Here is a 24,550-nt window from a genome sequence, read left to right as displayed (position 1 = left end):
ACGCCAGGCCCGCCGCATGCCAGGCCTGACCGGTCCACTAAACCAGGCTCTCCCGCCAACCCCCTCCGGGTAGCTGAGCTGCGTGAGCAGGGGAGCGCGGTGGTCGAGTTTACTTTCCTGGCGTTGCTCCTGATGGTCCCGCTGGTGTACTTCATCATCACGATGGGACAAGTCCAGGGTGGATCGTTTGCCGTGGCCGGCGCCGCCGATCAGGCCGCAAAGGTCTATGTGGCCCAGTCCGACGCACATTCGGCCCAAACAGCGGCGGAGCAGGCAGCCCTCATAGCCTTGGCAGATTACGGACACAGTGCGGCAGACGCCGAGGTGTCGACCAGTTGCGACCAATCCGACTGCCAGGCCGCCGGAACTGCCGTTACGGTCACCGTGCATCTGACGGTGCGCCTGCCTTTCGTTCCGTTTAGCGATGACTTCATGCTGCGCGCCAGCGAAGTGGCGGCATCGTCCACGCAATTGGTTGGGAGATTCCGCTGATGCCTAAACAACCGGAGGAGGAGGGCCAGATGATCGTCCTCATCATCGGTTACGTCCTGCTGGCACTCCTCGTCACCACCGTGGTTATCGGCACCTCCAGCTTGTATCTCGAACACAAGCGGCTTTTGTCATTGGCCGACGGCGCGTCGCTCGCTGCCGCTGACAGCTACACCCTGGGTGAGGTAGGCACACAGGGAGGCAGCCCATCGGCCACCCTTAATTCAGAGCGCGTCAGGAGCGTGGCGGGTCACTTCATCGCGAGGACACCTGCTTCGCAGCGGTTCGACGGGCTGGCCGTCGCCTCGGCGACGGGCACGCCGGACGGCTCCACCGCCGTCGTGGTCCTCAGCGCAGCCGTCCACCCACCGCTGGTGAACTTCCTCGTTCCCGACGGGATCAGGATCGAAGCGACTTCCACCGCCCGTTCCAGGCTTTCCCGGTGATGGGGAAAACCATGGGGTCGGGCCCCTTGCCGGATGGCGTAGGGTTAAACAACCATGGCCAATATTGATTTTTCCGCAGAAATCCGCGCTCTTCGCGCTACCTACACCTCCATCGAGAGAGTCTCCGATGTTGAGGCTCTGAAGGAAGACATCGCCGAGCTGAGCGAGCGGGCGGGGGAACCGGACCTGTGGGACGACCCCGCCGCGGCCCAGAAAATCACCTCCAGGCTGTCGCACCGCCAGTCCGAACTGGAGCGGCTCAACACCCTGGTCTCGCGGATCGATGACCTGGAGGTCCTGGTGGAGCTCGGCCAGGACGAGGACGACGCCGATTCGATGGGAGAGGCCGCCACCGAACTCGAGTCCATCAGGAAATCCCTGAAGGAACTTGAAGTCGTGACGCTGCTGTCCGGGGAGTACGACGAACGCGAGGCCGTGGTCTCCATCCGGGCCGGGGCGGGCGGCGTCGACGCCGCAGACTTTGCCGAGATGCTGATGCGCATGTACCTGCGCTGGGCCGAACGCCACGGTTACCCCACCACTGTGATGGACACGTCCTACGCTGAAGAGGCAGGTCTCAAGTCTGCTACATTCGAAGTCAAGGCACCGTACGCCTTCGGCACGCTGAGCGTTGAGGCGGGAACCCACCGCCTCGTAAGGATCAGCCCCTTTGACAACCAGGGCCGGCGCCAGACCTCATTTGCGGCCGTTGAGGTAATCCCGCTGATCGAACAGACGGACTCCATCGACATCCCGGATAACGAGATCCGCGTTGATGTGTTCAGGTCATCGGGACCGGGTGGTCAGTCTGTCAACACCACAGACTCCGCGGTGCGCCTCACCCACATCCCCACCGGCACGGTCGTTTCCATGCAGAACGAAAAGTCCCAGCTGCAGAACCGTGCGGCTGCCATGCGCGTGCTGCAGTCCCGGTTGCTCCTCATTAAGAAGGAACAGGAAGATGCCGAAAAGAAGGCATTTGCAGGGGATGTGAAGGCGTCCTGGGGCGACCAGATGCGGTCATACGTCCTCAACCCGTACCAGATGGTCAAGGACCTCCGAACGGAACACGAAGTGGGCAACACCTCGGCCGTATTCGACGGCGAGATTGACGACTTCATTGATGCCGGCATTCGCTGGCGGACCGATAACCGCAACGCCGAGAAGTAGGCCGGTCATGCCTACCCGGCGGGCCAGATCGCGCGACACGCCAGCCAAACCCCCAAAATCCGGCGTAGAGACTGCGTATAGTCAAGGAGCCGGAGCTCTACTTCCCCCAAACGAAAGCCCGCGCACCGGTCGCAGATCTGGGCTGTATCAGCGCTGCCTGCAGGGTACTTAGGGCCATGATCCGATTCGAAAATGTCACCAAGGTCTACGACCAGAACGTCCGGCCTGCCCTGGACGATGTCAGCCTTGAAATTGACCGTGGTGAATTTGCTTTCCTTGTCGGAGCATCGGGGTCCGGCAAGTCGACCTTCTTGCGGCTTGTGCTCAAGGAGGACAGGGCAACATCGGGGGCCGTCTATGTCGCCGGCCAGAACGTAGCCAAGATCTCCAGTTGGCGCGTGCCCCGGCTGCGCCGCGGTATCGGCGTCGTCTTCCAGGACTTCCGTCTCCTTCCGCAGAAAAACGTCTTTGCCAACGTTGCCTTTGCGATGCAGGTCATCGGCAAGAGCCGCAGCGTCATCCGCGATACTGTCCCGGAGGTGCTCAAGACCGTCGGACTCGAAGGCAAAGAACACCGGATGCCACACGAACTCTCCGGTGGCGAGCAGCAGCGCGTGGCAATTGCCCGCGCAGTGGTAAACCGTCCCGGCATCCTCCTGGCCGACGAACCGACCGGAAACCTCGATCCCACCACGTCCATGGGAATTATGGGCGTGCTGGACAAGATCAACCAGAACGGCACCACCGTGGTGATGGCCACCCACGACGACGACATCGTCAACGAGATGCGCAAACGGGTCGTGGAGCTGAAGAACGGCGTGGTTATCCGCGACGAAGCCAAGGCGCTGTACACCTCGATGATTCCCATTGTGGGCCAGTCGCGCCGGCTCAAGGACGCCAGCGGGCGAGAAGACCCGCCACCCAGTCCCGAGGACCAGGGTTTGCACCCAGGGGAGGAGCAGCGATGAGGCTCGCTTTTATCCTCGGCGAGATCGGCAGCGGCCTCCGACGGAACCTTTCCATGGTGGTGTCGGTCATTCTGGTCACCTTCGTTTCCCTGACGTTCGTAGGTGCCGCCGGCATGCTCCAGCTTCAGATCAACCAGATGAAGGGCTACTGGTACGACAAAGTCCAGGTCGCCATCTTCCTCTGCAGTGACGGTTCGACGGCGGCGGGTTGCGCCGGCGGACCGGTCACCCCCGAGCAGCAGGAAAGCATCAAGACCCTGCTCCAGTCACCGGCCGTCGCCCAGTACATCAACGATTTCCAGTTCGAGTCCAAGGACGAGGCGTACAAGCACTTCAAGGACCAGTTCTCTAACTCGCCAATCGTGGATTCGGTCACGCCGGACCAGCTGCCTGCCTCCTTCCGGATCAATATGAAGGACCCGCAGAAGTACCAGATCATCAGCGAGACGTTTTCCTCCCAGCCGGGTGTGGAAACAGTGATCGACCAGCGCCAGCTGCTTGAGCGGCTCTTCTCGGCCATGAACGCAGCGTCCCTCGTCGCCGTGAGCATTGCCGGCGTGATGATTGTCTGCGCCATCCTCCTGATCGCCACCACCATTCGGCTTTCCGCCTTCAGCCGCCGCCGTGAAACCGGGATCATGCGGCTGGTGGGGGCTTCCAAGACAGTCATCCAGCTTCCATTCATCCTTGAAGGCGTTATCGCGGCCGTGATTGGTGCTGCCCTGGCGTCCGGCACCCTTTGGGCAGTAGCCCACTTCTTCCTGGGCGAGTACCTGTCGAAACAATATCCGGACACGGCATTCATCTCGCCGGGGCAAACACTTATTCTTGCGCCAGCGCTGCTGATCCTTGGTGGATCCTTGGCAGGACTTTCGTCTCTCTTGACCCTACGCAGATATTTGAGGGTTTAGGCTGTGCAAACCGACCAAGGGATGCTTATGACTGCAATGCACCGTACCTCGCCCCGGCACCGGCAGGACAGGCGGCCTATTTCCGCGCGCCGAACCGGCATCATCAGCAGTGTCCTGGCGCTTGTTCTCGCCGCCAGTCTTGGCGCAGCATCCCCGGCAGCGTTCGCGGATGATCTGGAGGACAAGAAAGCTGCGTTGGAAGCTGAGGCGGCTCGTGTGCAGCAGTCCTTGGAATTTGTGGACTCGCGGATCGCCAAGGCGGCCGGCGACCTGGTGATCTACCAGGGCCAGCTGCCCGGCGCCCAGCAGGCCCTCCTGGAAGCCCAGGGCAGGGTGGCCAGCGCGGTCAAAGAGGTCGAGGCACTTTCAGCGAGGGTGGACCTCGCGCAACAGAACAAAGCCAAGATCACCCAGCAGCTTGAGACGGACAAGCAGAAGATCGCGGACACCAAGAAGCTCATCGGCCAGATTGCCACCCAGGCCTACAAGGCCGGTGGAGTCCCCTCCAACCTGACCCTGTTCTTCGGGTCGAATGGCGGCGGAAGCCTGACGGACACCATGGATCTGGCTGATCAGGCTATGCGCAGCCAGAACTCCGCGATGGACAAGCTCTCCCAGCAGAACGCCACCAACGTCAACTCACAGGCCAGGCTCGAAGCTGTTGAAGCAGAAATCCAGGACCTGAAGGCTAAGGCCGACGCCGCGCTGGAGAGGGAAAAAGCTGCCCGGGACGAGGCCGCCGCAAAGAAGGCGGAAGTTGATCGGCTCATCGCAGACACCACCCGGCTCGATGCAGAGCTGCAGGCTGCCAAGCCGGGCATCCAGGCGCAGCTTGTATCAGTCCAGGCGAGCCAGAATGCCGTGGCAAACGAAATCGCCGAACGTGACCGCAAACTTCGGGAAGCCTGGGAAGCCGAGCAGCGGCGCCTCGCAGAGGCCGCGGCCGCCGCAGCCCGGGCCCAAGGCCAGGCAGTGCAGCCCTACGCTCCAGTGACCGGATCGCCGTCGGCCTTTGGCCTGAGGCACCCGTTCGCCAACGACGTTCCCATCACCTCCGGATTCGGCTGGCGCGCTACGCCGCCGGGGACCATCGACTTCTACGGCACTGGCGGTTACGTTCACACCGGCATCGATTTCGGTGCAGCCTGCGGCACTCCTGTGTATGCGGCAGCAGCCGGTGAGGTGTTTTCCTCGGGATGGAACTCCGCTGACGGTGGCGGGTGGCGGGTCAAACTTTCCCACGGCGTGGTGGAGGGCAATTCCCTGACCACCATCTACTACCACAACAGCAGCATTGTGGTTTCCAACGGCCAGCAGGTGTCCCAGGGACAACTGATTGCGTACTCCGGAAATACGGGTAACTCCACCGGTTGCCATGCGCACTTTGAAACCTGGCTCAACGGTGTTGCCGTGGACCCGATGCGCCTGCTGTAAGGCGCTCCGGCGCCTGCCGTACACTGGTATGACGCCGCGCCGGAACTGCCGGAGGCAACGAGGATTTAAGAACCGAGGAGTTTCACCGTGCCCAAAGAAAGTGGCCGAAAAGTAGTGGCCACCAACCGGAAGGCCCGGCATGACTACCACGTGCTGGACACCTACGAGGCCGGCATTGCCCTGATGGGAACCGAAGTGAAGTCCCTGCGGGAGGGCCACGCGTCCATGGTGGACGGCTTCTGCACCTTCTACAACGACGAGCTGTGGATGGAGGGCATCCATATCCCTGAGTACAACCAGGGCAGCTGGACCAACCACTCAGCCCGCCGGCGTCGCAAGCTGTTGCTGCACCGGGAGGAACTCATCAAGATCTCGCACAAGATCAGGGAATCGGGCTTCACTATCGTGCCGCTCCAACTCTATTTCCTGGACGGCAGGGCCAAGGTGGAGATCGGTGTCGCAAGGGGCAAGAAGGAATACGACAAGCGCCAAAGCCTTCGCGAGCAGCAGGACAACCGCGAAGCCCTGCGGGACATCCGGGAGCGCAACCGGCGGTAGGACCCAAGCCGGAAGGAAAAGTTCGTGCCGGCATGCGTTATGCTTGATAGTCCGGCAGCGTTTGGTTCCAGTAGTTGGTGCCACAGTCGGTTTGATAACAAAATACGGGGATGATCGGTTTCGACGATGTTAGTCGCGACAGGTGAAGCGGGCCGAGGATGCAGAATTATCTCGTAAACGCTGTCTGCAAACCAATAAGTGCCGAAAACAAGCGCACTGACTTCGCTCTTGCTGCCTAAGCAGTAAGACAGTCCGTCAGCCCGAGGTTGCTATTGCCCCGGATCCTGGCGTCATTTAGATAGCCACTGCTGTTTGCCTCCGTCATCGGGGCAAACGGGACTCTTAGATGACTGGGCCCGGATCAGCTACTTGTTTGCAAGATAGCTGGGGCCGAGAAAATCCGACGCAAACTGCGCCCGGAGAAGCCCTGACAACACGACATCGGACGGGGGTTCAATTCCCCCCATCTCCACATTTTGCTGTGTCGCAAGACACCGACAGCGGCCCGGACATTGCGTCCGGGCCGCTGTTCGTTAACCCTCCGTTCGAGCCTGCCTGTTCGCCCCTGCCGTTCGAGCACGTCCGACGACGGCTCCAGTCCACCCGCCGGGAGCCGGGGCACGCGTTCACCGACGGCGTAGCGCGCCGGGGACTAGGACGGCGGTCGGAACAGTTGACGCAGATAAGACCCGGCATGCCAGGAATCTGGAAACCGGGAGCCATCAGCAGCGCGTAGGAGGTGCGCCATGGACCAGGCGCGGGAGTACAGTTCACCAGCGTCCGACGACGGTCCCCTGGACTCGTATTCGGAGACCGTCATGCGTGTGGCTGAGACCGTCACTCCGCATGTGGCGGCGATTGAAATGACGGGGAAGGGCCGCAACGGACGGTTCCGGGTCGGTGCAGGATCCGCGGTGCTTTTCACCGAAGACGGCTACCTGCTGACAAATTCCCATGTCGTGGCAGGAACGCAGGAGGGCCATGCGGTCTTTGCGGACGGCAGCCGGACCGACGTGGAACTTGTCGGGGCGGATGCTCTGTCAGATCTTGCCGTTGTCCGCGGTCGGGCGCCGAAGGTAGCACCGGCGGAATTCGGTGATGCCGAATCGCTGAGGGTTGGCCAGCTGGTTATTGCCGTAGGTAACCCGCTGGGCCTCGCGGGATCAGTAACCGCCGGTGTCGTTAGTGGGCTGGGACGTGCCATCCCGGTGTGGGCCGGCAGCAACAGGCGCGTGATCGAGGACGTCATCCAGACAGATGCGGCCCTTAACTCCGGGAGTTCGGGCGGCGCCCTGGCGGATAGCCGCAGCAGGATCGTAGGTATAAACACCGCCGTAGCCGGTGCAGGATTGGGCCTGGCCGTTCCCATCAATGCGACGACACGGAGGATCATCTCTGCCTTGCTGGCTGACGGGCGTGTCCGGCGGGCTTACCTGGGTGTTGTCAGTACCCCCATCAGGCTCAACGCCAGCGCCGTGGTCAGGACCGGGCAACGCGACGGGCTCCGCGTGGTGGAAGTGCTGGCAGGTTCTCCCGCCGACAACGCGGGCATGTCGGCCGGGGACATTCTCCTGAGCGCGGGTGGCCGTCAGGTCAGCAATGCTGAAAGCCTGCAGAAACTGCTCTTTGCCGACGCCATCGGCCAGCCGCTTCATATCGCCGTCCTGAGGGACGGCAGAGAAAAGGACCTTGTAGCGGTACCGGAAGAAATGGCCGGGAACCCGTAACTCCTTGGGTCAGCGCTTCTTCAGGTGGGCCACCGGATCCGGCGCACCACCACCCGGGGCTTTGGCCTTTTTCTCGGCGCGCTTTTCTTTGATGGTCTTGACCTGCTTTTTCGCCTGGTGCTGATGGGGTGATTTGTCCGGCATGGCGTACTCCTTACAATGCGGGACGGCTTGCGTCCCTCTTCGTAAAATACGCCTGATTCGCCGCGAATGTAATGCCCGGATTCAGTCCGGAACGGAAACGTCCGCGATGCCCACAAAGCGGGTGCCGACGCCGTCGTACTCGCTCCGGACGAAGCCACTCCGCGGGGGCGGCACTTCACTGGGTGGATGGTGTCCGCAGACCACGTAGGTGAACTCTGGCCACCACTTCTTGGGGCGGGCAGCTTCCTCATAGCCGCAGACCGCGCATTCCAGGTGGACCCAGACAGGGCGCTTGCCCGTCCGGTTAGCCCGCGACTGGATGAGCCATGGCGGTGGATTGTCCAGGATCTCACCCAGGTCCGCTTCTGTAAGCCGCTTGGGGATGCCATGGCGCTGGGCCATTTCCATCGGAACATCAAGGGCAATTGCCGCGTCGCGTCTGCTAATCATCACAGTCAACAATACGTGACGTCACCAAACCTAGGAGGCGAGGGCAATGCCAAGCGCGGCGGCAGCAAAGCCAGCACCAAGATTGGCGCCCAGGTTCAGGGCGGCCGCGGCGAAGCGTGACTCACTCAGCAGCCTGACCGTGGCGGTGGTCCACGAACTGAAAGTGGTCAGCCCGCCCGCGAGGCCGGTGGCAACGGCGGTGTGCCATTCCGCCGTCAGGCCCAGGCGGCCGGTAATCCCAATGGACAGCCCAATGATGAGACACCCTGTGGCGTTGACCACGAGGGTGGCCCACGGCCAGTGCCGCAGCATCCCGCCTCGGCTGACGCGGACGGTGCGGGCGGCCCGGTGCGCGAACCAGCTGTCCACGGCGAAGCGCAGCAGGGTACCTGCAACGCCGAACACTCCCACCAGGACCGCAGCCATCATGCCGCTGCTGCCGACCGGTCGGCAAGCACTTTGCCGAGTCGCCAGCCGCCGGCCGCCGCCCCAAGCCCCAGCAGCAGCGAAAGTCCCAGATAGGCGATCCACACCGGGTGGTCCCCGGTCCGGGCCAGCTGGTCAACGGAAAACACGACGGCGGAGAAGGTGGTGTAGGAGCCCAGGAGCCCCGGACCGAGGCCAGCCCGGAGCCAGAAAGCCGTATGCGGGCGCGCGATCCAAAAAGTGGTCAGGGCCGCGAGGACAAAGCTTCCGGAGACGTTGATCAAAAGAGTGGCCAATGGCAGATCTCCTGCGTCGTTGGGAAAGGCGAGACCCAGGCCGTACCGCAGCTCTGTTCCCACGAGGGCACCGGCCGCAACCGCCAGCCATGCCCGCCATTCCGGCATCCAGGCATTCTTCATTCAGCGGTCTTCAAGGACGCAGCCCGGGTGGGAACGCTCGCTGTGCACCCAGAGCGCAGATGTCACTTCATCGGCCAGGTCGTAGTCCCGGGTCGTGCCCGCGGACCGGAGCCGCACCACCAAAGCGCCGCCGAAAGGCTTGCGGCCAATGACTTCCACCTCCGCGTCCAGGTCAATTTCCTCTGCGGACAGGTAACGGAGGAGATCCGGGTTCTCGTCGCTGATCCGGGTAATCCGCCCGGTGTGCCCCTTGTCCAGTTCACTCATCAGGTGGGCGTTCGGCATCAGGACCGTGCCGTCCGCTGTCGGGATGGGATCCCCGTGGGGGTCCCGGGTGGGGTTTCCCAGCTTGCCCGCCATCCGTTCAATGAAAGTGTCCGAGACAGCGTGCTCGAGCAGCTCTGCTTCGTCGTGGACCTCGTCCCAGCTGTAGCCCAACTGTTCCACGAGGTACGTCTCGATCAGGCGGTGGCGCCTGACCATGGACAGTGCCAGCCGGATCCCGTCCCTGGTAAGGGTGATGGCACTGTAAGGTTTGTGGTCCACCAGGCCCTGGTCCTTGAGCTTGCGGACCATCTCGGAGACGGAGGAGTTGGCGACACCGAGGCGCTGCGCCAGCTGTGAGGACGTGATGGGCTTGTCCTGCCACTCCGTAAAGGAGTAAATGACCTTGACGTAGTCCTCGATCGAGGAGGAGGGCGCGCTGGTCTTCACGACACCAAGCCTACCCGGTGGTCCGCCGTCGTCATGCCCTCACTGCCCGCCACGTGAGGGTCAAATACGGCAGGCCCACCTCCCCCGTGGAGGCGTGGCCCAGGTGGTCATGCAGGTACCAGTCGAGGTTGGCGAGCACCTTGCTTCGAGTGGCCTCGCCGGCGCGAAGGTAGTAGCTCCTGGACTTGGCCAGTTCCATGATGTCCAGGGTGGTGAGCTGGTCTTCCCAGCGTGTCATGTGGCTCTCAAGCCCCTCGAACTCCGGTCCTATCACGGGACGGAAGCCAGGCTTGTACACGTCTCCGGCGTGCATGATCCGTGAGAGCCTATGCACCCACGGAACAGAGGTGTCCAGTTGATTCCAGATGAGCCCCAGCCTTCCCCCTGCACGGAGGATCCGCGAAAGCTCGCTGCTCGCCGCCAACGGATCGCACCAGTGCCAGGCCTGCGCAACGCTGACGACGTCGAAGGAAGCGTCCGGCAGCCCCGTCGCCTCGGCAGTGCCCTGGATGGCGGGCACCCCGGGATAGCGGAGCGCCAACTGTCCGAGCATGTCCGCTGAGGGGTCGACGGCCGACACAGACAGCCCCCGGGCCAGCAGCAATGCAGTGAACTTCCCGGTGCCGGCTCCCACGTCGACGGCGTCCCGGGCTCCGGCGGGAACGAGCCAGTCCGCCGACTCTTCCGGATAAGCGGGCCGCACGCGCTCGTAGTGCTCGCCGCCGTCCTGGAAGCTCTCTCCGAGTTCCAGACGGCGCCCGTGGTCCAGTTTGGGGCCACCCCGTACCACGTGCCGTCTCCTTCGCCTGATGCGCTTGGGTATGCTTCGAATCTACCGCACGTGCCGCCAGGTACCAGCCAGGCAGAAAATTGGCGACTAACTCAGGCCCAGCCTCTGCGGCTGGTTCAGAAGCTGGTCAGTCCTCAATACACGGGGCAGCGCCCGCGGTTCCAGGCGTGTTCGGTGCCCACTCGGGGTAGGTGCGGGTGTCATTGGCCGGAACCCAGCGCCCGGAATCAACCACGTAGTCCCATCCCAGGCCCGTGCGGCGCAGTTCCTCGATGCCGGCCAACAGGCGCTGGGCGTCTTCAAGCCGTGATCCCAGGCCGAAGCTGGCGCGCAGCGAACCGGAGGGAATGCCGAGGCGTTTGAGCAGCGGGTGCGCGCAGAATCGTCCGTCGCGGAGGCCCACTCCGTGTTCAGCTGACAGGTAGGCGGCCACGAGGCCGGCATCGTAGCCGGCCACGGAGAAGTTCACGACGCCGATGGTGTCCGTGTCGGGATGCGTGTCCTTGAAGATCTGATGCACAGTGACGCCGTCGATCTTCTGGAGCCCTTCTACCAGGAAGGACCTGATGGCTGCCTCATGGGCATGCCACCGGTCCTGATCCAAAGCGCCGATGACCTGGGTGGCGCGGGCCAGGGTGGCCGCACCAAGGACGTTGGGTGATCCGCCCTCATGGCGGGCCGGCCCGGTTGCCCAGCTGACGCCGTCGAGCCTGGCTTCGCGGACGGCCCCGCCTCCCGCTAGGTGAGGGGTCCCGGCGTCGAGCCAGTCAGGCCTGCCCACCAGGACGCCGGCGCCGAAGGGCGCATAGAGCTTGTGGCCGGAGAAGGCGAGGTAGTCGACGTCGTCCGTGCTGATGTTAATGCGCCGGTGCGGTGCCAACTGCGCGGCGTCCACCACTATCCTGGCGCCGTGTTCGTGCGCCAGGGCAGCCAGGGCCCGGATGGGAAGGATCTCGCCGGTCACATTGGACGCCCCGGTGACGGCCAGCAGGCTGACGCCGCCCTGCTCCAGCTCGGCACGGAGTACCTCAATGGTGCCGGCGATGGTGTCGGCGGCCACGACACTGCGGTGCGGCACCCCCTGCCACGGCAGGAGGTTGGCGTGGTGTTCGATGTCGAGATAGAGGACATCGCCGTCCGGACGTCCTTCCCTGACGGGAAGGCAGCCAGCCAGCAGGTTCAGTGAGTCGGTGGTGTTGCGGGTAAAGACGACCGAATCATCCGGGCGGCCGCCCACGAAATCCCGGACGATGTTGCGGGCGTTTTCATAAACAGAGGTGCTGATCTGGGATGCATAGCCAGCACCACGGTGGACGCTGGCGTAGAACGGCAGGATCTCATTGAGGTAGGCCGACACGACCGAGAGGGCCGGGGCTGAAGCGCCGTAGTCAAGGTTGGCGTACCGCACGTGGCCGCCCTGGATCAGGGGCGCCTGGATCTCGGCCCCCGTGACGGCGGACAGGGGACGCCCGGCGATCGCACTCCGTTCGCTGAACAGCGTTCCAGTCTTTGCGGCGTGTGTGGGGGCGGCAGTGTTGGGGGAGACGGCGTTGGGGGAGACGGTGGCAGTTGTCACAGAGACCTCACTCTAAGAAGGACTCCCTCTGTGGGAATCCGCGCTTGCCGGGTCCGTTCCGGACCGGCCTGGTCGTCACCCGGGGCACCCCGCCGCGAATGGAGGGTTGCCGGCCAGCAAACCGGGGTTTCGCGCTGGCACTCGTGACCTGTTAAGAGCGTAGAACATGCTCCGGGCGAGGAAAAAGCCCGGCCCAATGTTAAGGGTTTTGTTACGCGGCACAGGAAGATCCGGTTCTGTCCGAAGAATACGACGGCGGACGCCCCTTTTCGAAGCGTCCGCCGTGGAAAATTCGGTTCCTGCCAGAGGTTTCTGGTTAGAGGAGATCGTCCAGGTCCGGGTTGAGCCGCTTGAGGACTTCTGAGTGCAGGATCGAGTTGGTGGCCAAGGCATTGCCCCCGAACGGGCCGTCCTCGCCTTCGAGCGACGTAAACCTGCCGCCAGCCTCAACCACGATGGGCACGAGCGCCGCCATGTCGTAGAGGTTCAGCTCCGGCTCACAGGCGATGTCCACCGAGCCTTCAGCCACCATGCAGTACGACCAGAAATCACCGTATGCACGCGTACGCCAGACGTCCTCTGTCAGGCCAAGGAAGTCGTCGAGGTTTCCGCGTTCCTTCCAGCCGCCCAGGCTGGAATAGGAGAGGGAGGCATCCGAGAGCTTCGACACGTCCGATACCCGAAGCCGCGTGGCGGCCGCTAGGGACCGGCCCATGTAGGCCCCCGCCCCCTTGGCCGCCCACCAGCGTTTCCCCAAAGCCGGGGCGCTGACCACGCCCACCACGGGCTCACCCTCGTCGACGAGGGCAATCAGCGTGGCCCAGACGGGAACGCCGCGGACAAAGTTCTTGGTGCCGTCGATGGGATCGATGATCCAGCGCCGGGACCCATGCCCCGAACTGCCGAATTCCTCGCCCAGGACGGCGTCCCTAGGCCGGGAGCGGGACAGCTGGCCGCGGATGGCTTCCTCGGCGGCCTTGTCCGCATCGGTGACCGGTGTCAGGTCCGGCTTGGTTTCGACGCGCAGATCCAGGGCCTTGAAGCGGCTCATTGTCTGGTCATCCACGGAATCGGCCAGCACATGGGCCAGGCGCAGGTCATCGTTGTAGCTCGAAGCGGGTTGGATCATGGTTCCAAACTACCGTCAATGCGCCGCCGGGTCGGGGACATCTGCCCCCTGAAGGGCCTTGAACCCCCCCCAGCCCCTTGGAAACACAGTGCGCTGCCGCTAGCTGGGACTGCCCAGCTCCTTGGTTTCCTGGCCTTCCAGCCGGGGATCAGTGCCCAGGAGGCGCCGCAGGGACGCCAGCCGGGCTGCGCCGGTGGGGCCGGCCTGGCCGCTCGCCACCCAGGCGTCCAGTCCGCACTTCACCGCGGCAGCGGTGTGTTTGCAGCCACGCTCGCAGGCGTCCGTGCCTGGCTCCAGGTCCGGGAAGGACCGGAGAATCCGGTCCGGGTCCACGTGCGCCAGGCCGAAGGAGCGGATGCCGGGGGTGTCGATGATCCAGCTGCCGGCCGGCGCGTCAGTCAGCTTGAGGGCGAGGGCGGACGACGAGGTGTGGCGTCCCCTGCCGGTGACAGCGTTCACGCCGCCCGTCGCGCGTTCGGCCCCGGTCAGTGCATTGACCATGGTGGACTTGCCCACGCCGGAGTGCCCCAGCATCACGGTGACTTTGCCGTCGAGGTGCGCCCGGAGCTGGGAAACGGCGTTGATGTCCAGGCGGGCGGAGAGGCCGTCGTCGGAGCGGGCGTCGATGCCGGATGCCTCGGAATCGGCTGTCCGGCTGATAATGACCGGAAAATCAAGGTGCTCGTAGTTCGATAGCAGTTCCGCGGGATCCTTGACGTCCGCTTTGGTTACCAGCAGCAGGGGCTCAATCCCGGCATCGTAGGCGGCCACCAGGGCACGGTCGATGAAGCCGGTCCGCGGCTCGGGATTGGCGGCCGCCACGACGACTACGAGCTGGTCCGCATTGGCGACTACAGCGCGTTCGACCGGATCGGTGTCATCGGCGCTGCGGCGCAGGAGCGTTCGGCGGTCCTGGATCTTGACGAGGCGTGCGAGGGTGTCCGGATCGCCGGAAACATCGCCGACCAGGGAGACAAAGTCGCCTGCCACGACCGGGGAGCGACGCAGTTCCCGTGCCCGCGCTGCGATGATGATGCGTTCTTCACCGGAATCTTCGCCGACCACGGCCGTATAGCGTCCGCGGTCCACCGTGATGATGCGCCCCGTTACGGCGTCATCATGACTCGGACGGTCCTTGGTGCGGGGGCGCGAGCCCTTTTTGCTCGGACGGATCCGGACATCGGACTCGTCCCAGGAATCAGTGCTGCGGGCCAACGTCCGAACCTTCCGCCCCGTTTTCGGAGGCCTGGCCCTGCGCAAGCATGTCTGCCCATAATCGGGGGAAATCCGGCATGGTCTTCGCGGTGGTGGCGATGTCCTGTACCTGGATGCCTTCCACCGCCAGGCCAAGGATGGCACCGGCGGTGGCCATCCGGTGGTCAGCATAGCTGTGGACGACGCCGGCGTGCAGCTTTGCCGGACGGATCACGAGGCCGTCGCTGGTCTCCTCCGCGTCGCCGCCGAGGCGGTTGATTTCGGTAACGAGCGCGGCCAGCCGGTCCGTCTCATGGCCGCGCAGGTGCGCGATGCCAGTCAGCCGGGAAGGCCCGGTGGCCAAGGCGCACAGGGCGGCGACAGTCGGTGCCAGTTCACTGGTCTCATCGAAGTCAGCCCCCTTGATCTCCGGCCCACCGGTAACCGTCAGGATCCCGTCAGCCAAGCTGACTTCCGCTCCCATGTCCGCCAGGATGCTGCGCCAGAGGTCTCCCACCTGGGTAGTCCCGGCAGGCCAGTCTGGAATGCGGACCGTTCCGCCTGAGGCCAGGGCCGCCGCGAGGAACGGGCCGGCGTTGGACAGGTCCTGTTCGATGCGCTGGTCGAAGGCCCTGATGGGTCCTGGCGCCACCACCCAATGGTTCGGCACTGAATCGTCCACCGAAACGCCGACGCCCCTCAGCACAGCCACTGTCATATTGATGTGGTCCAGGCTTGGTACCGGCTTGCCAACATGCTCCAGATGGAGTCCCTCGGTAAACCTCGCTCCCACCAATAGCAGCGCTGAGACGAACTGCGACGAGGCACTGGCGTCAATCACCAGATGGCCGCCCCGGACTTCGCCCGTTCCTTTGACCGTGAACGGCAGCGACGCGGGGGTTCCGCCATCCTCGGTGGCCACAGCCACACCCAGTGCCTTGAGTGCCTCGATGATGGTTCCCATGGGGCGCTTCCGGGCGTGGGGGTCCCCATCGAAGACGCTCGTGCCGTTCCGCAGTGCCGCGAGTGGCGGAACGAACCGCATGACTGTTCCGGCGAGGCCGCAGTCGATCCGGGTCCGCGACGAGGGCGTTTGCTGGCTCAGGGGAGTGACTTCAAGGTCAGGTCCGAAGGCGCTGTCTCCAGGCACCTCAGTGATGGTTGCACCCAGTTGGCGGAGGGCCTCGATCATCAAAGCCGAGTCCCTGGAATGCAGCGGAGCCCGGAGCCGGGACGGGCCGTCAGCCAGCGCCGCGAGAACAAGGAACCTGTTGGTCAGGGATTTCGATCCCGGCACCGTAATGGTGGCGTTGACGGGCCGGGTGGCAAACGGGGCCGGCCAGTGGGGGACCGCTTCGGAGGATTCCTGTGTGGCGGTTGCGGCGGATCCGGTCATGCGTCCTTAAGCCCCCGTCGCCTGCTCCACCGCGCGACGCACGGCTTTGTCCGCCTTGTGGAGCTTCTTACCCGTGGTCTTTCTTGCATCGGTCGCAAGGTGGGAAGCTCCCTTTTTCGCGTCCGCGGCAAGGTGCTCCGCGCGCCACGCGAGGCCCGGCTTTCCGGCCGTGTCCACGGACGCGAGCAGGGCGCCGCCACTGAGGGATAGGTTCTTGAGGAGCTGGCTGCGGCGGGCTTCGCGGCCTTCCTTGGAGCTGATGTCCGCGCTGCGCCATTCCACAAAAGTATTCAGGGCTGAAATAACAGTGAGCAGCGTTGCCGAGAGGCGGCTGAACTTGCCTAGGCCGAACAGTACTCCGGCGCCCACCTGCGTTCCACCAATGACCCGTGCCAATGTTTTCTCGTCGGTGCGGAAGGGCAGGGAAGCGGTTGCCTTACGCAGGAGCGGCGACAGTTGCTGGGCAGTGTCATCTGCGTTCTTGAGCTTGTCCAGCCCGGCGAGAACGAAACTGGATGCCAGCATGGGCCGGGCGAGTGTGCGGACAAAGGACATGGATTTCCTCCTGGGTGGACGAACCGCGTCGAATGCGGCGGAGTCCGTCCTAGTCTTGCACTTTTGAGGAATATTTGCCTGCCGCCAGGGGTTATGGATTGCGGGTCCGGAAATTTGGCCTACCCGGACAAAACAGCCTTGGTAGACGGCCACACAAAAACTGACGGGTTTGAACAGCCGGGCTAAAAACAGCCGGACAACGAACGGCCGGAGCAATGTACGGCCGAAAAAGAAGTGGAGTTGCCCTTGAGGTTGATGAAGGACGGGATGGAAGCCACGGGCCCGGTGGTCATGGAGACTTTGGAATCTGATCCTCCCGAGTATGGATCGCCGCGTGCGCGCGGCGTCACACTAGACTTGAAGGCAATGAGCACCCTGGATCCGGCCGTTGAGGCCATGTATGAGGCCTCCGGAAGCGAAGCCAAGAGCAGCATCGACGCGCAAATGGGCGCCGGGACGGCGGCAGCGTCGGCGCGCCCTGAACCTGATTCCGGGCCTCATGATTCTCCGCACCCTGAATCGACGGAAGAGCCCGTGGATGTGGCCACCGAAACCACCGAAGAGCGCCGCGTTCGTTTTGAGCGTGACGCCATGCAGTACGTGGACCAGCTCTACTCGGCCGCCATGCGCATGGCCCGTAACCCGGCGGACGCCGAAGATCTCGTCCAGGAGGCCTACACCAAGGCGTTTTCCGCGTTCCACCAGTACAAGCCGGGAACCAACCTCAAGGCATGGCTTTACCGGATCCTCACTAACACGTACATCAACCTGTACCGCAAGAGGCAGCGCGAGCCGTTGCAGTCCAACTCCGACACCATTGAGGACTGGCAGCTGGCGAGGGCAGAGTCGCACACATCCAGCGGCCTGCGGTCCGCGGAGGCAGAGGCGCTGGACCATCTCCCGGATTCAGACGTGAAGCGCGCGCTTCAGGCCATTCCGGAAGAATTCCGTCTGGCGGTGTACTTTGCCGACGTCGAAGGCTTCGCTTACAAGGAAATATCGGACATCATGAACACGCCTATCGGCACCGTGATGTCCCGGCTCCACCGCGGCCGGAAAATGTTGCGGGACATGCTGGCGGAGTATGCCGCCGATCGGGGATTCAAAGCCGCCGTCGAACCCCAGGACGCGGCCGCAAGCACAAAACAGGAGAACAGGAAATGACCGAGTGCCAGGGATTGGGCGACTGCGACGACGCCCGGATGCAACGCATCTATGAGTACCTTGACGGGGCGCTGACCCGTGAGGACATCACTGAGATCAAGCACCACCTCAATGATTGCCCTGAGTGCACGCAGCAGTACGACCTTGAGTGCGTTATCCGAACCATGGTGAAGCGCTCTTGCACGGAAGCTGCCCCGGAGAATCTGAAGAACGCCATCCTGGACCGGATCCACTCGATCCGTCCGGTCGATGCGTAGGCGCAACAGAGGGTCACGCCCGCACTTAACTTGAGCGCCCGAAAGACAAAGGACCCCGGAAGCCGTGTGGCTTCCGGGGTCCTTCGCTTAACCGTCATTCCAAGCTTTGCTTAGGTGTTGGGGCGCTTGCCGTGGTTCGCGCCGCCACGCTTACGGTCACGACGTTTACGTGCACGCTTGCTCATAGCTGGCCTCCTTAATGTTGGTACTCAAAAGAGCTGCCCTCAAGTCTCCCACATGATGGGACAGGCCGCGAAACCAGGAGCGGCCCGTGACCTGCGGCTCAACGGCTGCGGCTCAATGGCCAGCCCACCTCCGGAGCCTCAACTGTGCAGGGAGTTTCTGATCGAGATCCGGGCCTGGTCCAGCACAGTCTTGATGGTTTCAAGTGCCACAGGACTCAGCGGCTCCCGGCTGGCCTGAAGGCCGCGCAGTTCCACCCGCAGATCGTCGCGGAACGCCTGGATCAGCATCTCGGCCTCCCTGAGCATCCGGAGTCCCTCTTGTGAGGGCCGAGCGCCCTTTGAAGTTGCATTGGCGGCGCGTGCCGTGGAACGCGCGGCCTCGGCCGTTGCGGCGAGGTCCGCCCGGAGGCCGCGCATGTTGCTGCGGATATCGTCGCGGAGGTTGTCCGCGAGGCGGCGAACGGACGCGGAGATATCATTCTCGACGCCGACCAGCTCATCCCGGCGGCTGTTCAGCTCCGCCACGCCCTCGGGGGTGATGCGGTAATTAGTGCGCCGGCCAGCAGACTCGGTGGCTACCAATCCTTCTTCCTCCAGCTTCCCCAGGCGCGGATAGATGGTGCCGGCGCTGGGGGAGTACGTGCCGCCGAAACGTTCATTCAGTGCCTTGATGAGCTCATAGCCGTGTTTCGGGCCGGACTCCAGGAGGGCCAGGATATACAGCCGGAGGGCTCCGTGGGCGAAGACAGGCGGCATCAGTGCCCCGCTTCCGGGCTTCTGGCTTCCCCGTCGCTTGCTTCCCCGCTCCATGCAGGTTCGTTGTGGAAGATCGACGTCCTGCCAGAAACGGAGTTGGTCCGGACCAGCATGAGCTTGCCGTCCGGGCCGGCGATGGTTTCCACTGTGCCGCCGGGCTGGGAGTAACGCTGGTTGTCAATGATCAAGGTTCCGCTGGCGGACTTCGCCACAATGTCCACGCCGACGTCGGAGGGCAGGCGGATGGTGAGGTCTCCGGAAACCGAGTTGGCGCCGAAGTCGTGCGTGAATCCCAGCAGGTCAAAACTCATGTCTCCGCTGACCGTGTTGGCCCGGACGTGGCTGAACCTGCCGGAGGCAGTGACTTCGCCGGAGACGCTCTTGGCGGCCAGGGCGCCGTCGTGGTTGCGGGCGATCACCTCGCCGCTGATGGTGTTGACGTGGAGGTTGCCCGCGGTGCCGTCCGCCATAACCGAGCCGGAGACGGTGTTGAGCCGCGTGCGTCCGCTGATCCCGGACACTAAGCCGTCACCACTGACCGTTCCGGCTTCTACCTCTACGCCCTCCGGGAGCGCGATGCTGATGACTGCGGAGTTGTTGCTGCTTTGGTTGACTGTCCCCATGAGGTTCTTGAACCAGCCCTGCGGGCCGTGCAGCTGGTGGCGGACCTCAAGCCTGCCGTCGACCAACGTGACGGACACGGGGTCGCCCTGGACCTCTGAAATCTCAACGCGGGCCACGGTGTCCGAGTGGGTCATGACGTCGAACCGTCCTCGGACCATGCCCAGTTTTAGCGACCTGACGCCGTCCACGTCAATGGTTTGGCGACCTGTAACGGTCCAGCTGTGATCGGTCATCGGTCCTCCAAGTCGCGATATATCGTACCCGTTCAAGATATAGCGCGACGGGACTCCGGTCAAGATATATCGCGATTTGAGAAGCGGCCTACTCGGGGGCGTCCATTCCAAGCCACTGGAACCAGCCCCTGTGTAGAACCAGCCAGGCCATCAGGCCATAGCCGGACTGCCCGGGCGTCCCCGTGTTGGCGGCGAGGTCCTGGCGCCATTGCTCGTGGTTCAGGAGAGGCGAAAATGTATCGACATATGCGTGCTTGCGCCGCGTCGTAACGTCCGCAAAGGCGGTATTCAGCTCTCCCAGGCGGCGGTTCTGGGCTGGATCCAGGGTAGGCGGAGGGCCGACCACAAACACTTCAATCCGGTTTTGGGAAGCGGAGTCAAGGATGTTGGCGAGGTTCAGCCGGCTTCGCGCCGTTGAGAGGCCGAACTCAATGTCCCGGCCGGACAGGCCGATGACCAGGCGGTTTTCATGCTGGTCGCTGAACCGGCGGCCGGCTTCCTCCAGCCAACGGGCAGCAAGTCCTTCTGTTCCTTCCTGGGGACAGGGCAGGGCATAGCTTTCCAGCGTCAGGCCGTCCTGCGGAGTGCGTGCCAGGACACGGCCCAGCCAGCCGAGTGCCCGGGGGTCCCCCAGCCCGGCCAGAAGTTCATCTCCAACAGCTGCGATGCGCAGCTTTCTGTCTTCCACAAGTTCCTCTTTACTTCCGTGCCGGATGGCATTCCATGCTGCCCCTGCGGGCATCATCGCTTGGGCCTGGTTGTTCTTGGATGGCCGTGATCCCATTAAACAGAACTGCCCGGCCGGAGTCTGGTATTTCGACGTCCGGCCGGGCAGCCTCCATTGCTACTTCCGTGCAAATGCCTGCTTCAGGAGCGCATCCTGCTCGGCTGCATGCCGTTTCATGGAACCTGCAGCGGTTGAGGCCGACGCAGAACGCGAGACCAGGCGGACGGCGCGGCCCAGGGCCCCGGGAAGGTTGAGGCCCATAAAGGGCCACGGCCCCTGGTTGGCGGGCTCGTCCTGCGCCCACACGACTTCGGCGTTGGGATATTTCGCCAGTTCCGCTGCGATCTCGGCATGCGGCAGCGGGTAAAGCTGCTCCACGCGGACGATTGCGGTGGTCTTGTCATCGGTCTTCTGCCGGGTGGACAAGAGATCGTAGTACAGGCGGCCGGACACCAGCAGCACGCGTTCGACGGCGTCAGCCGCCAGCTGCTCATGGTCGGCTATGACGGGGCGGAAGCTGCCGGTGGTGAAGTCTTCGACGGGCGACGCGGCAGCCTTGAGGCGGAGCAGCTGCTTCGGAGTGAAGATGATCAGCGGCTTGCGGGGACGGCTGTACGCCTGGCGGCGCAGCAGGTGGAAGTGCGATGCAGCCGTCGTGGGGTTCGCGACGATCATGTTCTCTTCCGCACACATCTGCAGGAAACGTTCGATCCGGGCCGATGAGTGGTCCGGGCCCTGGCCTTCATAGCCATGTGGCAGCATCAGCACCAGCGAGGACCGCTGGCCCCACTTCTGCTCGGCCGAAGAGATGAACTCATCGATGATGGTTTGGGCGCCGTTGACGAAGTCACCGAACTGCGCTTCCCACAGGACCAGGGCATCCGGACGCTCGACGGAGTAGCCGTATTCGAAGCCCATGGCCGCGTATTCGGAGAGCAAGGAGTCATAGATCCACAGCTTGGCCTGGTTGTCCGAGAGGTTGCCCAGGGGCAGCCACTCGTTGCCGTTTGCGCGGTCGTGGAACACGGCGTGGCGCTGAACGAACGTTCCGCGGCGCGAGTCCTGACCGGCAAGGCGGACCGGAACGCCCTCCATGATGAGTGAGCCGAAGGCCGCAATCTCGCCGAAGCCCCAATCGATGCCGCCTTCACGGGACATCTGCTCGCGCTTCTCGAGAAGCTGCTTGAGCTTAGCGTGGACAGTGAAGCCCTCGGGAACTTCGATGTGCGCCTTGCCGATCCGGGCCAGCGTCTCCGGGGAGATGGCCGTCGACGCCGGGGCGTTCGTGCCGAAGTCGGCCTGTTGGGCGATGGGACGCTCGATGTCCGATACCGCGGCCGAGTCTGCCGTGATGATCGGGATCGGTGAGGTCTGGGCGGCGTGTGTCTCGGCGAAGACCCGTTCCAGCCGTTCCTGATAGTCGCGAAGCAGCTGCTCCGCTTCGTCCTCGGTGATGTCCCCGCGGCCGATGAGCGACTCGGTGTACAGCTTGCGGACGGAGCGCTTGGCTTCGATCAGGTTGTACATGAGCGGCTGGGTCATCGACGGGTCGTCACCCTCGTTGTGGCCCCGGCGGCGGTAGCACACCATGTCGATCACAACGTCCTTGTGGAAACGCTGGCGGAATTCGTAGGCGAGCTGGCCGATGCGGACAACTGCCTCCGGATCGTCACCGTTCACGTGGAACACGGGGGCCTGGATCATCTTGGCGACGTCCGTGGAATACGTGGACGAGCGGGATGAGGACGGCGCCGTGGTGAAGCCCACCTGGTTGTTGACCACCACGTGGATGGTACCGCCAGTACGGTAGCCGCGGAGCTGCGAGAGGTTCAGCGTCTCGGCAACCACACCCTGGCCGGCAAAAGCTGCGTCGCCGTGAACCATGATGGGCAGGACCGGGAAGGCCACGCCCTGGTCCAGACGGTCCTGCTTGGCGCGGACGATGCCTTCCAGCACAGAGTCCACGGCCTCAAGGTGCGACGGGTTGGCGGCGAGGTAGACCTTGGTCTCCTTGCCGTTATCCGAGGTGAAGGTACCTTCGGTGCCGAGGTGGTACTTGACGTCACCCGATCCCTGCACCGAGCGCGGATCCTGCGTGCCTTCGAATTCGCGGAAGACCTGGGCATAGGTCTTGCCGGCGATATTGGTGAGCACGTTCAGGCGGCCACGGTGGGCCATGCCAATGGCAACTTCGTCCAGGCCATCATCCGCGGCGTCGGACATGATGGCGTCCAGCAGCGGAATCAGGGACTCGCCGCCTTCCAGCGAAAAGCGCTTCTGGCCGACGAACTTGGTCTGCAGGAACGTCTCGAAGGCTTCGGCAGCGTTCAGCTTTGAGACGATACGCAGCTGTTCTTCACGGGTGGGCTTGGAGTAAGGGTGCTCCAGCTGATCCTGGAACCACTTGCGTTCCTCGGGCTCCTGGATGTGCATGTATTCGATGCCGGTGGTGCGGCAGTATGCGTCGCGAAGCACGGCGAGGATGTCCCGGAACTTCAGCATGGGCTTGCCGCCGAAACCGCCGGTGGGCCATTCCCGGTCCAGGTCCCACAACGTCAGTCCGTACGTCAGGACGTCAAGGTCCGGGTGCTTGCGCTGAACGTACTCCAGCGGATCAGTGTCCGCCATCAGGTGTCCCCGTACCCGGTAGGAGTGGATGAGCTGCTGGATCCGGGCGACTTTATTGATCTGGTCTGACGGGTCGACCTGCAGGTCGGGGCTCCAACGCACCGGCTCGTACGGAATTCGCAGGGACTCGAAGATCTCGTCGTAGAAGTTCTGGGCGCCGAGCAGCAGCTGGTGGACCAGCTTCAGGAACTCGCCGCTGCCGGCCCCCTGGATGACACGGTGGTCATAGGTGGACGTCAGCGTGAGGACCTTGCTGATGGCGTTGTGCGCAATGATCTTTTCGCTGGCACCCTGGAACTCGGCAGGGTAGTCCAGTGCACCGACGCCGATGATGGCTGCCTGCCCCTTTGAAAGCCTCGGCACGGAGTGCACTGTGCCGATTCCACCCGGGTTGGTCAGGGAGACCGTAGTGCCGGAGTGGTCGTCGGCAGTCAGTTTGCCGGCGCGGGCGCGCTTGATGAGGTCCTCGTAGGTGTGCCAGAACTCGGAAAAGTTGAGCGTTTCAGCCTTCTTGATGTTCGGCACCATCAGCAGGCGCGTTCCATCGGGCTTGGGCATATCGATGGCGATGCCGAAGTTGACATGTGCCGGCTGGACCGCGACGGGCTTGCCGTCCACTTCGTCGTAGTAGACGTTCATGGAAGGGAACTGCGACAGGGCCCGGATGACGGCATAGCCGATCAAGTGGGTGAAGGAAACCTTCCCGCCGCGTGCACGGGCCAGGTTGGAGTTGATGACAACGCGGTTGTCGATCAGCAGCTTGGCAGGGATCGCCCGGACGCTCGTGGCGGTGGGCACCTCCAGGCTGGTGACCATGTTCGAGGCAATGGCCTTGGCCGGGCCGCGCAGTACTGAGACGACGTCTTCTTCAGGTGCCGTGGGAGCCTTGACGTTCTTGGGGAGCTGGGCCGGGATCGGCTGGGATCCAGATCCGGGCTCGGTCTTCTTCGAGCCGTCGCGGGCAATCGTCGCGGGAGCCTTCTTCACCGGTGCGGGCGCCGGCGTGACGGCGGATGCCGTCGGCGAAACGGCAGGAGCTACGGGCTGTGCTGCCGGCGACGGTGCCGGTTCAGCAGGGGCCGGAGCGGGAGGCGGAGCTACCGCAGGCATTTCACGTGTTGCGGGGTGGGCTACGGCGAGGGCTGTGTTCCCGTTGGAAGAAGAACCGCTGCCCGAGTCGAAGGATTCGAACAGGGGCCACCATTTGGAATCAACGGCGTTCTTGTCCTGCTGGTACTGCTCGTACAGTTCGTCAACGAGCCACTCGTTTCCGCCAAATTCCTCTGGTAGACGGTGGCTAGGCTGCTCTGGCACTTGAAATACGCCTCTTCCATGAGTTTGATTTCTCTCTGGCCGCCACGGTGCCGCAGCACAACATTCGGACCAGTCTCTGCGTCCTCTGAACCCAGACCTTTGCCAGTCTAATGAGCATCCTGTGTTAACTGCCAATAAGGGTGACCCAAATCATGAAGTGACGCAG

At 63.6% G+C, this 24,550-nt stretch carries 26 protein-coding genes, 1 other RNA gene and 1 riboswitch; of the genes, 11 read left to right on the top strand and 16 right to left on the bottom strand.

Going from position 1 to position 24,550, the window contains the following annotated elements:
• Positions 1 to 99: 99 nt before the first annotated feature.
• From J7E83_RS06800 to J7E83_RS06760, 9 genes are all read left to right on the top strand, one after another.
• Complete coding sequence (locus tag J7E83_RS06800; RefSeq protein WP_214960236.1) at positions 100 to 492, top strand: hypothetical protein; 393 nt, start codon at positions 100 to 102, stop codon at positions 490 to 492.
• Positions 492 to 935 (top strand): pilus assembly protein TadG-related protein, encoded by a 444-nt coding sequence (locus J7E83_RS06795; protein WP_251043473.1) that lies wholly within the window; start codon positions 492 to 494, stop codon positions 933 to 935. The genes J7E83_RS06800 and J7E83_RS06795 overlap by 1 nt, the downstream gene beginning before the upstream one ends.
• 54 nt (positions 936 to 989) lie before the next feature.
• Positions 990 to 2,105 carry a peptide chain release factor 2 gene (gene prfB / locus J7E83_RS06790; protein WP_214960234.1) on the top strand — a complete coding sequence of 372 codons (1,116 nt, stop codon included), beginning with the start codon at positions 990 to 992 and terminating at the stop codon, positions 2,103 to 2,105.
• A 176-nt stretch (positions 2,106 to 2,281) separates the two neighbouring features.
• Positions 2,282 to 3,073 carry a cell division ATP-binding protein FtsE gene (gene ftsE / locus J7E83_RS06785; protein WP_214960232.1) on the top strand — a complete coding sequence of 264 codons (792 nt, stop codon included), beginning with the start codon at positions 2,282 to 2,284 and terminating at the stop codon, positions 3,071 to 3,073.
• Positions 3,070 to 3,984, top strand: coding sequence for a permease-like cell division protein FtsX (gene ftsX / locus J7E83_RS06780; protein WP_214960230.1), 915 nt, complete (start codon positions 3,070 to 3,072; stop codon positions 3,982 to 3,984). Before ftsE ends, ftsX begins: the two co-directional genes overlap by 4 nt.
• A gap of 27 nt (positions 3,985 to 4,011) precedes the next feature.
• Positions 4,012 to 5,418 carry a peptidoglycan DD-metalloendopeptidase family protein gene (locus J7E83_RS06775; RefSeq protein WP_396020500.1) on the top strand — a complete coding sequence of 469 codons (1,407 nt, stop codon included), beginning with the start codon at positions 4,012 to 4,014 and terminating at the stop codon, positions 5,416 to 5,418.
• Between the two features lie 87 nt (positions 5,419 to 5,505).
• Complete coding sequence (gene smpB / locus J7E83_RS06770; RefSeq protein ID WP_214960228.1) at positions 5,506 to 5,976, top strand: SsrA-binding protein SmpB; 471 nt, start codon at positions 5,506 to 5,508, stop codon at positions 5,974 to 5,976.
• Between the two features lie 106 nt (positions 5,977 to 6,082).
• Positions 6,083 to 6,451, top strand: a transfer-messenger RNA (tmRNA) gene (gene ssrA, locus J7E83_RS06765).
• Between the two features lie 271 nt (positions 6,452 to 6,722).
• Positions 6,723 to 7,703: a S1C family serine protease gene (locus J7E83_RS06760; RefSeq protein ID WP_214960225.1), complete on the top strand. Its 981-nt coding sequence runs from the start codon at positions 6,723 to 6,725 to the stop codon at positions 7,701 to 7,703.
• Positions 7,704 to 7,712: 9 nt separating this feature from the next.
• Here the strand turns inward: J7E83_RS06760 and J7E83_RS21370 are convergent, their stop codons facing one another.
• The 11 genes from J7E83_RS21370 to J7E83_RS06710 all read right to left on the bottom strand — a co-directional run bounded on the left by J7E83_RS21370 (position 7,713) and on the right by J7E83_RS06710 (position 16,496).
• Positions 7,713 to 7,847: a hypothetical protein gene (locus tag J7E83_RS21370; RefSeq protein ID WP_285289313.1), complete on the bottom strand. Its 135-nt coding sequence runs from the start codon at positions 7,845 to 7,847 to the stop codon at positions 7,713 to 7,715.
• 81 nt (positions 7,848 to 7,928) lie between these two features.
• Entirely contained in the window at positions 7,929 to 8,297 is a 369-nt protein-coding gene (locus tag J7E83_RS06755; protein WP_214960223.1) for a hypothetical protein, read from the bottom strand.
• A gap of 30 nt (positions 8,298 to 8,327) precedes the next feature.
• A complete protein-coding gene (locus tag J7E83_RS06750) occupies positions 8,328 to 8,726 on the bottom strand; it encodes a CrcB family protein (protein WP_214960222.1) in 399 nt (132 codons plus the stop codon).
• Positions 8,723 to 9,127, bottom strand: coding sequence for a CrcB family protein (locus tag J7E83_RS06745; protein WP_251043472.1), 405 nt, complete (start codon positions 9,125 to 9,127; stop codon positions 8,723 to 8,725). The genes J7E83_RS06750 and J7E83_RS06745 overlap by 4 nt, the downstream gene beginning before the upstream one ends.
• A gap of 15 nt (positions 9,128 to 9,142) precedes the next feature.
• Complete coding sequence (locus J7E83_RS06740; protein WP_214960219.1) at positions 9,143 to 9,856, bottom strand: metal-dependent transcriptional regulator; 714 nt, start codon at positions 9,854 to 9,856, stop codon at positions 9,143 to 9,145.
• A gap of 31 nt (positions 9,857 to 9,887) precedes the next feature.
• A complete protein-coding gene (locus J7E83_RS06735) occupies positions 9,888 to 10,646 on the bottom strand; it encodes a class I SAM-dependent methyltransferase (protein WP_214960218.1) in 759 nt (252 codons plus the stop codon).
• 127 nt (positions 10,647 to 10,773) lie between these two features.
• Positions 10,774 to 12,222 (bottom strand): aminotransferase class V-fold PLP-dependent enzyme, encoded by a 1,449-nt coding sequence (locus tag J7E83_RS06730; protein WP_214960216.1) that lies wholly within the window; start codon positions 12,220 to 12,222, stop codon positions 10,774 to 10,776.
• A gap of 35 nt (positions 12,223 to 12,257) precedes the next feature.
• A riboswitch (SAM riboswitch) is annotated at positions 12,258 to 12,371 on the bottom strand.
• 167 nt (positions 12,372 to 12,538) lie between these two features.
• The gene (gene hisN, locus J7E83_RS06725) at positions 12,539 to 13,351 is read right to left on the bottom strand and encodes a histidinol-phosphatase (RefSeq protein ID WP_214960214.1); all 813 of its coding nucleotides are present in this window, start codon (positions 13,349 to 13,351) and stop codon (positions 12,539 to 12,541) included.
• 99 nt (positions 13,352 to 13,450) lie between these two features.
• Entirely contained in the window at positions 13,451 to 14,566 is a 1,116-nt protein-coding gene (locus J7E83_RS06720) for a ribosome small subunit-dependent GTPase A (protein WP_214960212.1), read from the bottom strand.
• On the bottom strand, positions 14,550 to 15,941 hold the full coding sequence (aroA, locus tag J7E83_RS06715) for a 3-phosphoshikimate 1-carboxyvinyltransferase (RefSeq protein ID WP_214960210.1): 1,392 nt from the start codon (positions 15,939 to 15,941) through the stop codon (positions 14,550 to 14,552). The genes J7E83_RS06720 and aroA overlap by 17 nt, the downstream gene beginning before the upstream one ends.
• Positions 15,942 to 15,947: 6 nt before the next feature.
• A complete protein-coding gene (locus J7E83_RS06710; RefSeq protein WP_214960208.1) occupies positions 15,948 to 16,496 on the bottom strand; it encodes a DoxX family protein in 549 nt (182 codons plus the stop codon).
• Between the two features lie 267 nt (positions 16,497 to 16,763).
• On the opposite strand from J7E83_RS06710, the gene J7E83_RS06705 reads away from it, so the two are divergent.
• A complete protein-coding gene (locus J7E83_RS06705) occupies positions 16,764 to 17,660 on the top strand; it encodes a sigma-70 family RNA polymerase sigma factor (protein ID WP_396020520.1) in 897 nt (298 codons plus the stop codon).
• Entirely contained in the window at positions 17,657 to 17,917 is a 261-nt protein-coding gene (rsrA, locus tag J7E83_RS06700; protein WP_214960207.1) for a mycothiol system anti-sigma-R factor, read from the top strand. Before J7E83_RS06705 ends, rsrA begins: the two co-directional genes overlap by 4 nt.
• Positions 17,918 to 18,027: 110 nt before the next feature.
• On the opposite strand, the gene J7E83_RS21600 is transcribed toward rsrA, so the two are convergent.
• The 5 genes from J7E83_RS21600 to J7E83_RS06680 form a co-directional block, all read right to left on the bottom strand.
• On the bottom strand, positions 18,028 to 18,102 hold the full coding sequence (locus J7E83_RS21600; protein ID WP_369299106.1) for a 50S ribosomal protein bL37: 75 nt from the start codon (positions 18,100 to 18,102) through the stop codon (positions 18,028 to 18,030).
• A 138-nt stretch (positions 18,103 to 18,240) separates the two neighbouring features.
• On the bottom strand, positions 18,241 to 18,858 hold the full coding sequence (locus J7E83_RS06695) for a PadR family transcriptional regulator (RefSeq protein ID WP_214960205.1): 618 nt from the start codon (positions 18,856 to 18,858) through the stop codon (positions 18,241 to 18,243).
• Complete coding sequence (locus J7E83_RS06690; RefSeq protein WP_214960203.1) at positions 18,858 to 19,715, bottom strand: DUF4097 family beta strand repeat-containing protein; 858 nt, start codon at positions 19,713 to 19,715, stop codon at positions 18,858 to 18,860. Before J7E83_RS06690 ends, J7E83_RS06695 begins: the two co-directional genes overlap by 1 nt.
• Positions 19,716 to 19,803: 88 nt before the next feature.
• A complete protein-coding gene (locus tag J7E83_RS06685; protein ID WP_214961039.1) occupies positions 19,804 to 20,403 on the bottom strand; it encodes a GDSL-type esterase/lipase family protein in 600 nt (199 codons plus the stop codon).
• Positions 20,404 to 20,559: 156 nt separating this feature from the next.
• Positions 20,560 to 24,384 (bottom strand): multifunctional oxoglutarate decarboxylase/oxoglutarate dehydrogenase thiamine pyrophosphate-binding subunit/dihydrolipoyllysine-residue succinyltransferase subunit, encoded by a 3,825-nt coding sequence (locus J7E83_RS06680; RefSeq protein ID WP_214960201.1) that lies wholly within the window; start codon positions 24,382 to 24,384, stop codon positions 20,560 to 20,562.
• Between the last annotated feature and the right edge of the window lie 166 nt (positions 24,385 to 24,550).

The organism is Arthrobacter sp. ISL-48 (genome assembly GCF_018613805.1).
Lineage (GTDB): Bacteria > Actinomycetota > Actinomycetes > Actinomycetales > Micrococcaceae > Arthrobacter.
Note: the sequence above shows the minus strand (reverse complement) of the source record. Positions and strands in the feature narration are given on the sequence as shown.

Excerpts from the sequence above, each read along its gene's own strand:
- J7E83_RS06755 (WP_214960223.1), bottom strand. The coding sequence starts at position 8,297 with ATGATTAGCAGACGCGACGCGGCAATTGCCCTTGATGTTCCGATGGAA.
- J7E83_RS06795 (WP_251043473.1), top strand. The coding sequence starts at position 492 with ATGCCTAAACAACCGGAGGAGGAGGGCCAGATGATCGTCCTCATCATC.
- rsrA (WP_214960207.1), top strand. The coding sequence starts at position 17,657 with ATGACCGAGTGCCAGGGATTGGGCGACTGCGACGACGCCCGGATGCAA.
- J7E83_RS06690 (WP_214960203.1), bottom strand. The coding sequence starts at position 19,715 with ATGACCGATCACAGCTGGACCGTTACAGGTCGCCAAACCATTGACGTG.
- aroA (WP_214960210.1), bottom strand. The coding sequence starts at position 15,941 with ATGACCGGATCCGCCGCAACCGCCACACAGGAATCCTCCGAAGCGGTC.
- J7E83_RS06760 (WP_214960225.1), top strand. The coding sequence starts at position 6,723 with ATGGACCAGGCGCGGGAGTACAGTTCACCAGCGTCCGACGACGGTCCC.
- ftsE (WP_214960232.1), top strand. The coding sequence starts at position 2,282 with ATGATCCGATTCGAAAATGTCACCAAGGTCTACGACCAGAACGTCCGG.
- J7E83_RS06705 (WP_396020520.1), top strand. The coding sequence starts at position 16,764 with ATGGAAGCCACGGGCCCGGTGGTCATGGAGACTTTGGAATCTGATCCT.
- J7E83_RS06775 (WP_396020500.1), top strand. The coding sequence starts at position 4,012 with ATGACTGCAATGCACCGTACCTCGCCCCGGCACCGGCAGGACAGGCGG.
- J7E83_RS21370 (WP_285289313.1), bottom strand. The coding sequence starts at position 7,847 with ATGCCGGACAAATCACCCCATCAGCACCAGGCGAAAAAGCAGGTCAAG.
- hisN (WP_214960214.1), bottom strand. The coding sequence starts at position 13,351 with ATGATCCAACCCGCTTCGAGCTACAACGATGACCTGCGCCTGGCCCAT.
- J7E83_RS06695 (WP_214960205.1), bottom strand. The coding sequence starts at position 18,858 with ATGCCGCCTGTCTTCGCCCACGGAGCCCTCCGGCTGTATATCCTGGCC.
- prfB (WP_214960234.1), top strand. The coding sequence starts at position 990 with ATGGCCAATATTGATTTTTCCGCAGAAATCCGCGCTCTTCGCGCTACC.
- J7E83_RS06745 (WP_251043472.1), bottom strand. The coding sequence starts at position 9,127 with ATGCCGGAATGGCGGGCATGGCTGGCGGTTGCGGCCGGTGCCCTCGTG.
- ftsX (WP_214960230.1), top strand. The coding sequence starts at position 3,070 with ATGAGGCTCGCTTTTATCCTCGGCGAGATCGGCAGCGGCCTCCGACGG.
- J7E83_RS06750 (WP_214960222.1), bottom strand. The coding sequence starts at position 8,726 with ATGATGGCTGCGGTCCTGGTGGGAGTGTTCGGCGTTGCAGGTACCCTG.
- J7E83_RS06710 (WP_214960208.1), bottom strand. The coding sequence starts at position 16,496 with ATGTCCTTTGTCCGCACACTCGCCCGGCCCATGCTGGCATCCAGTTTC.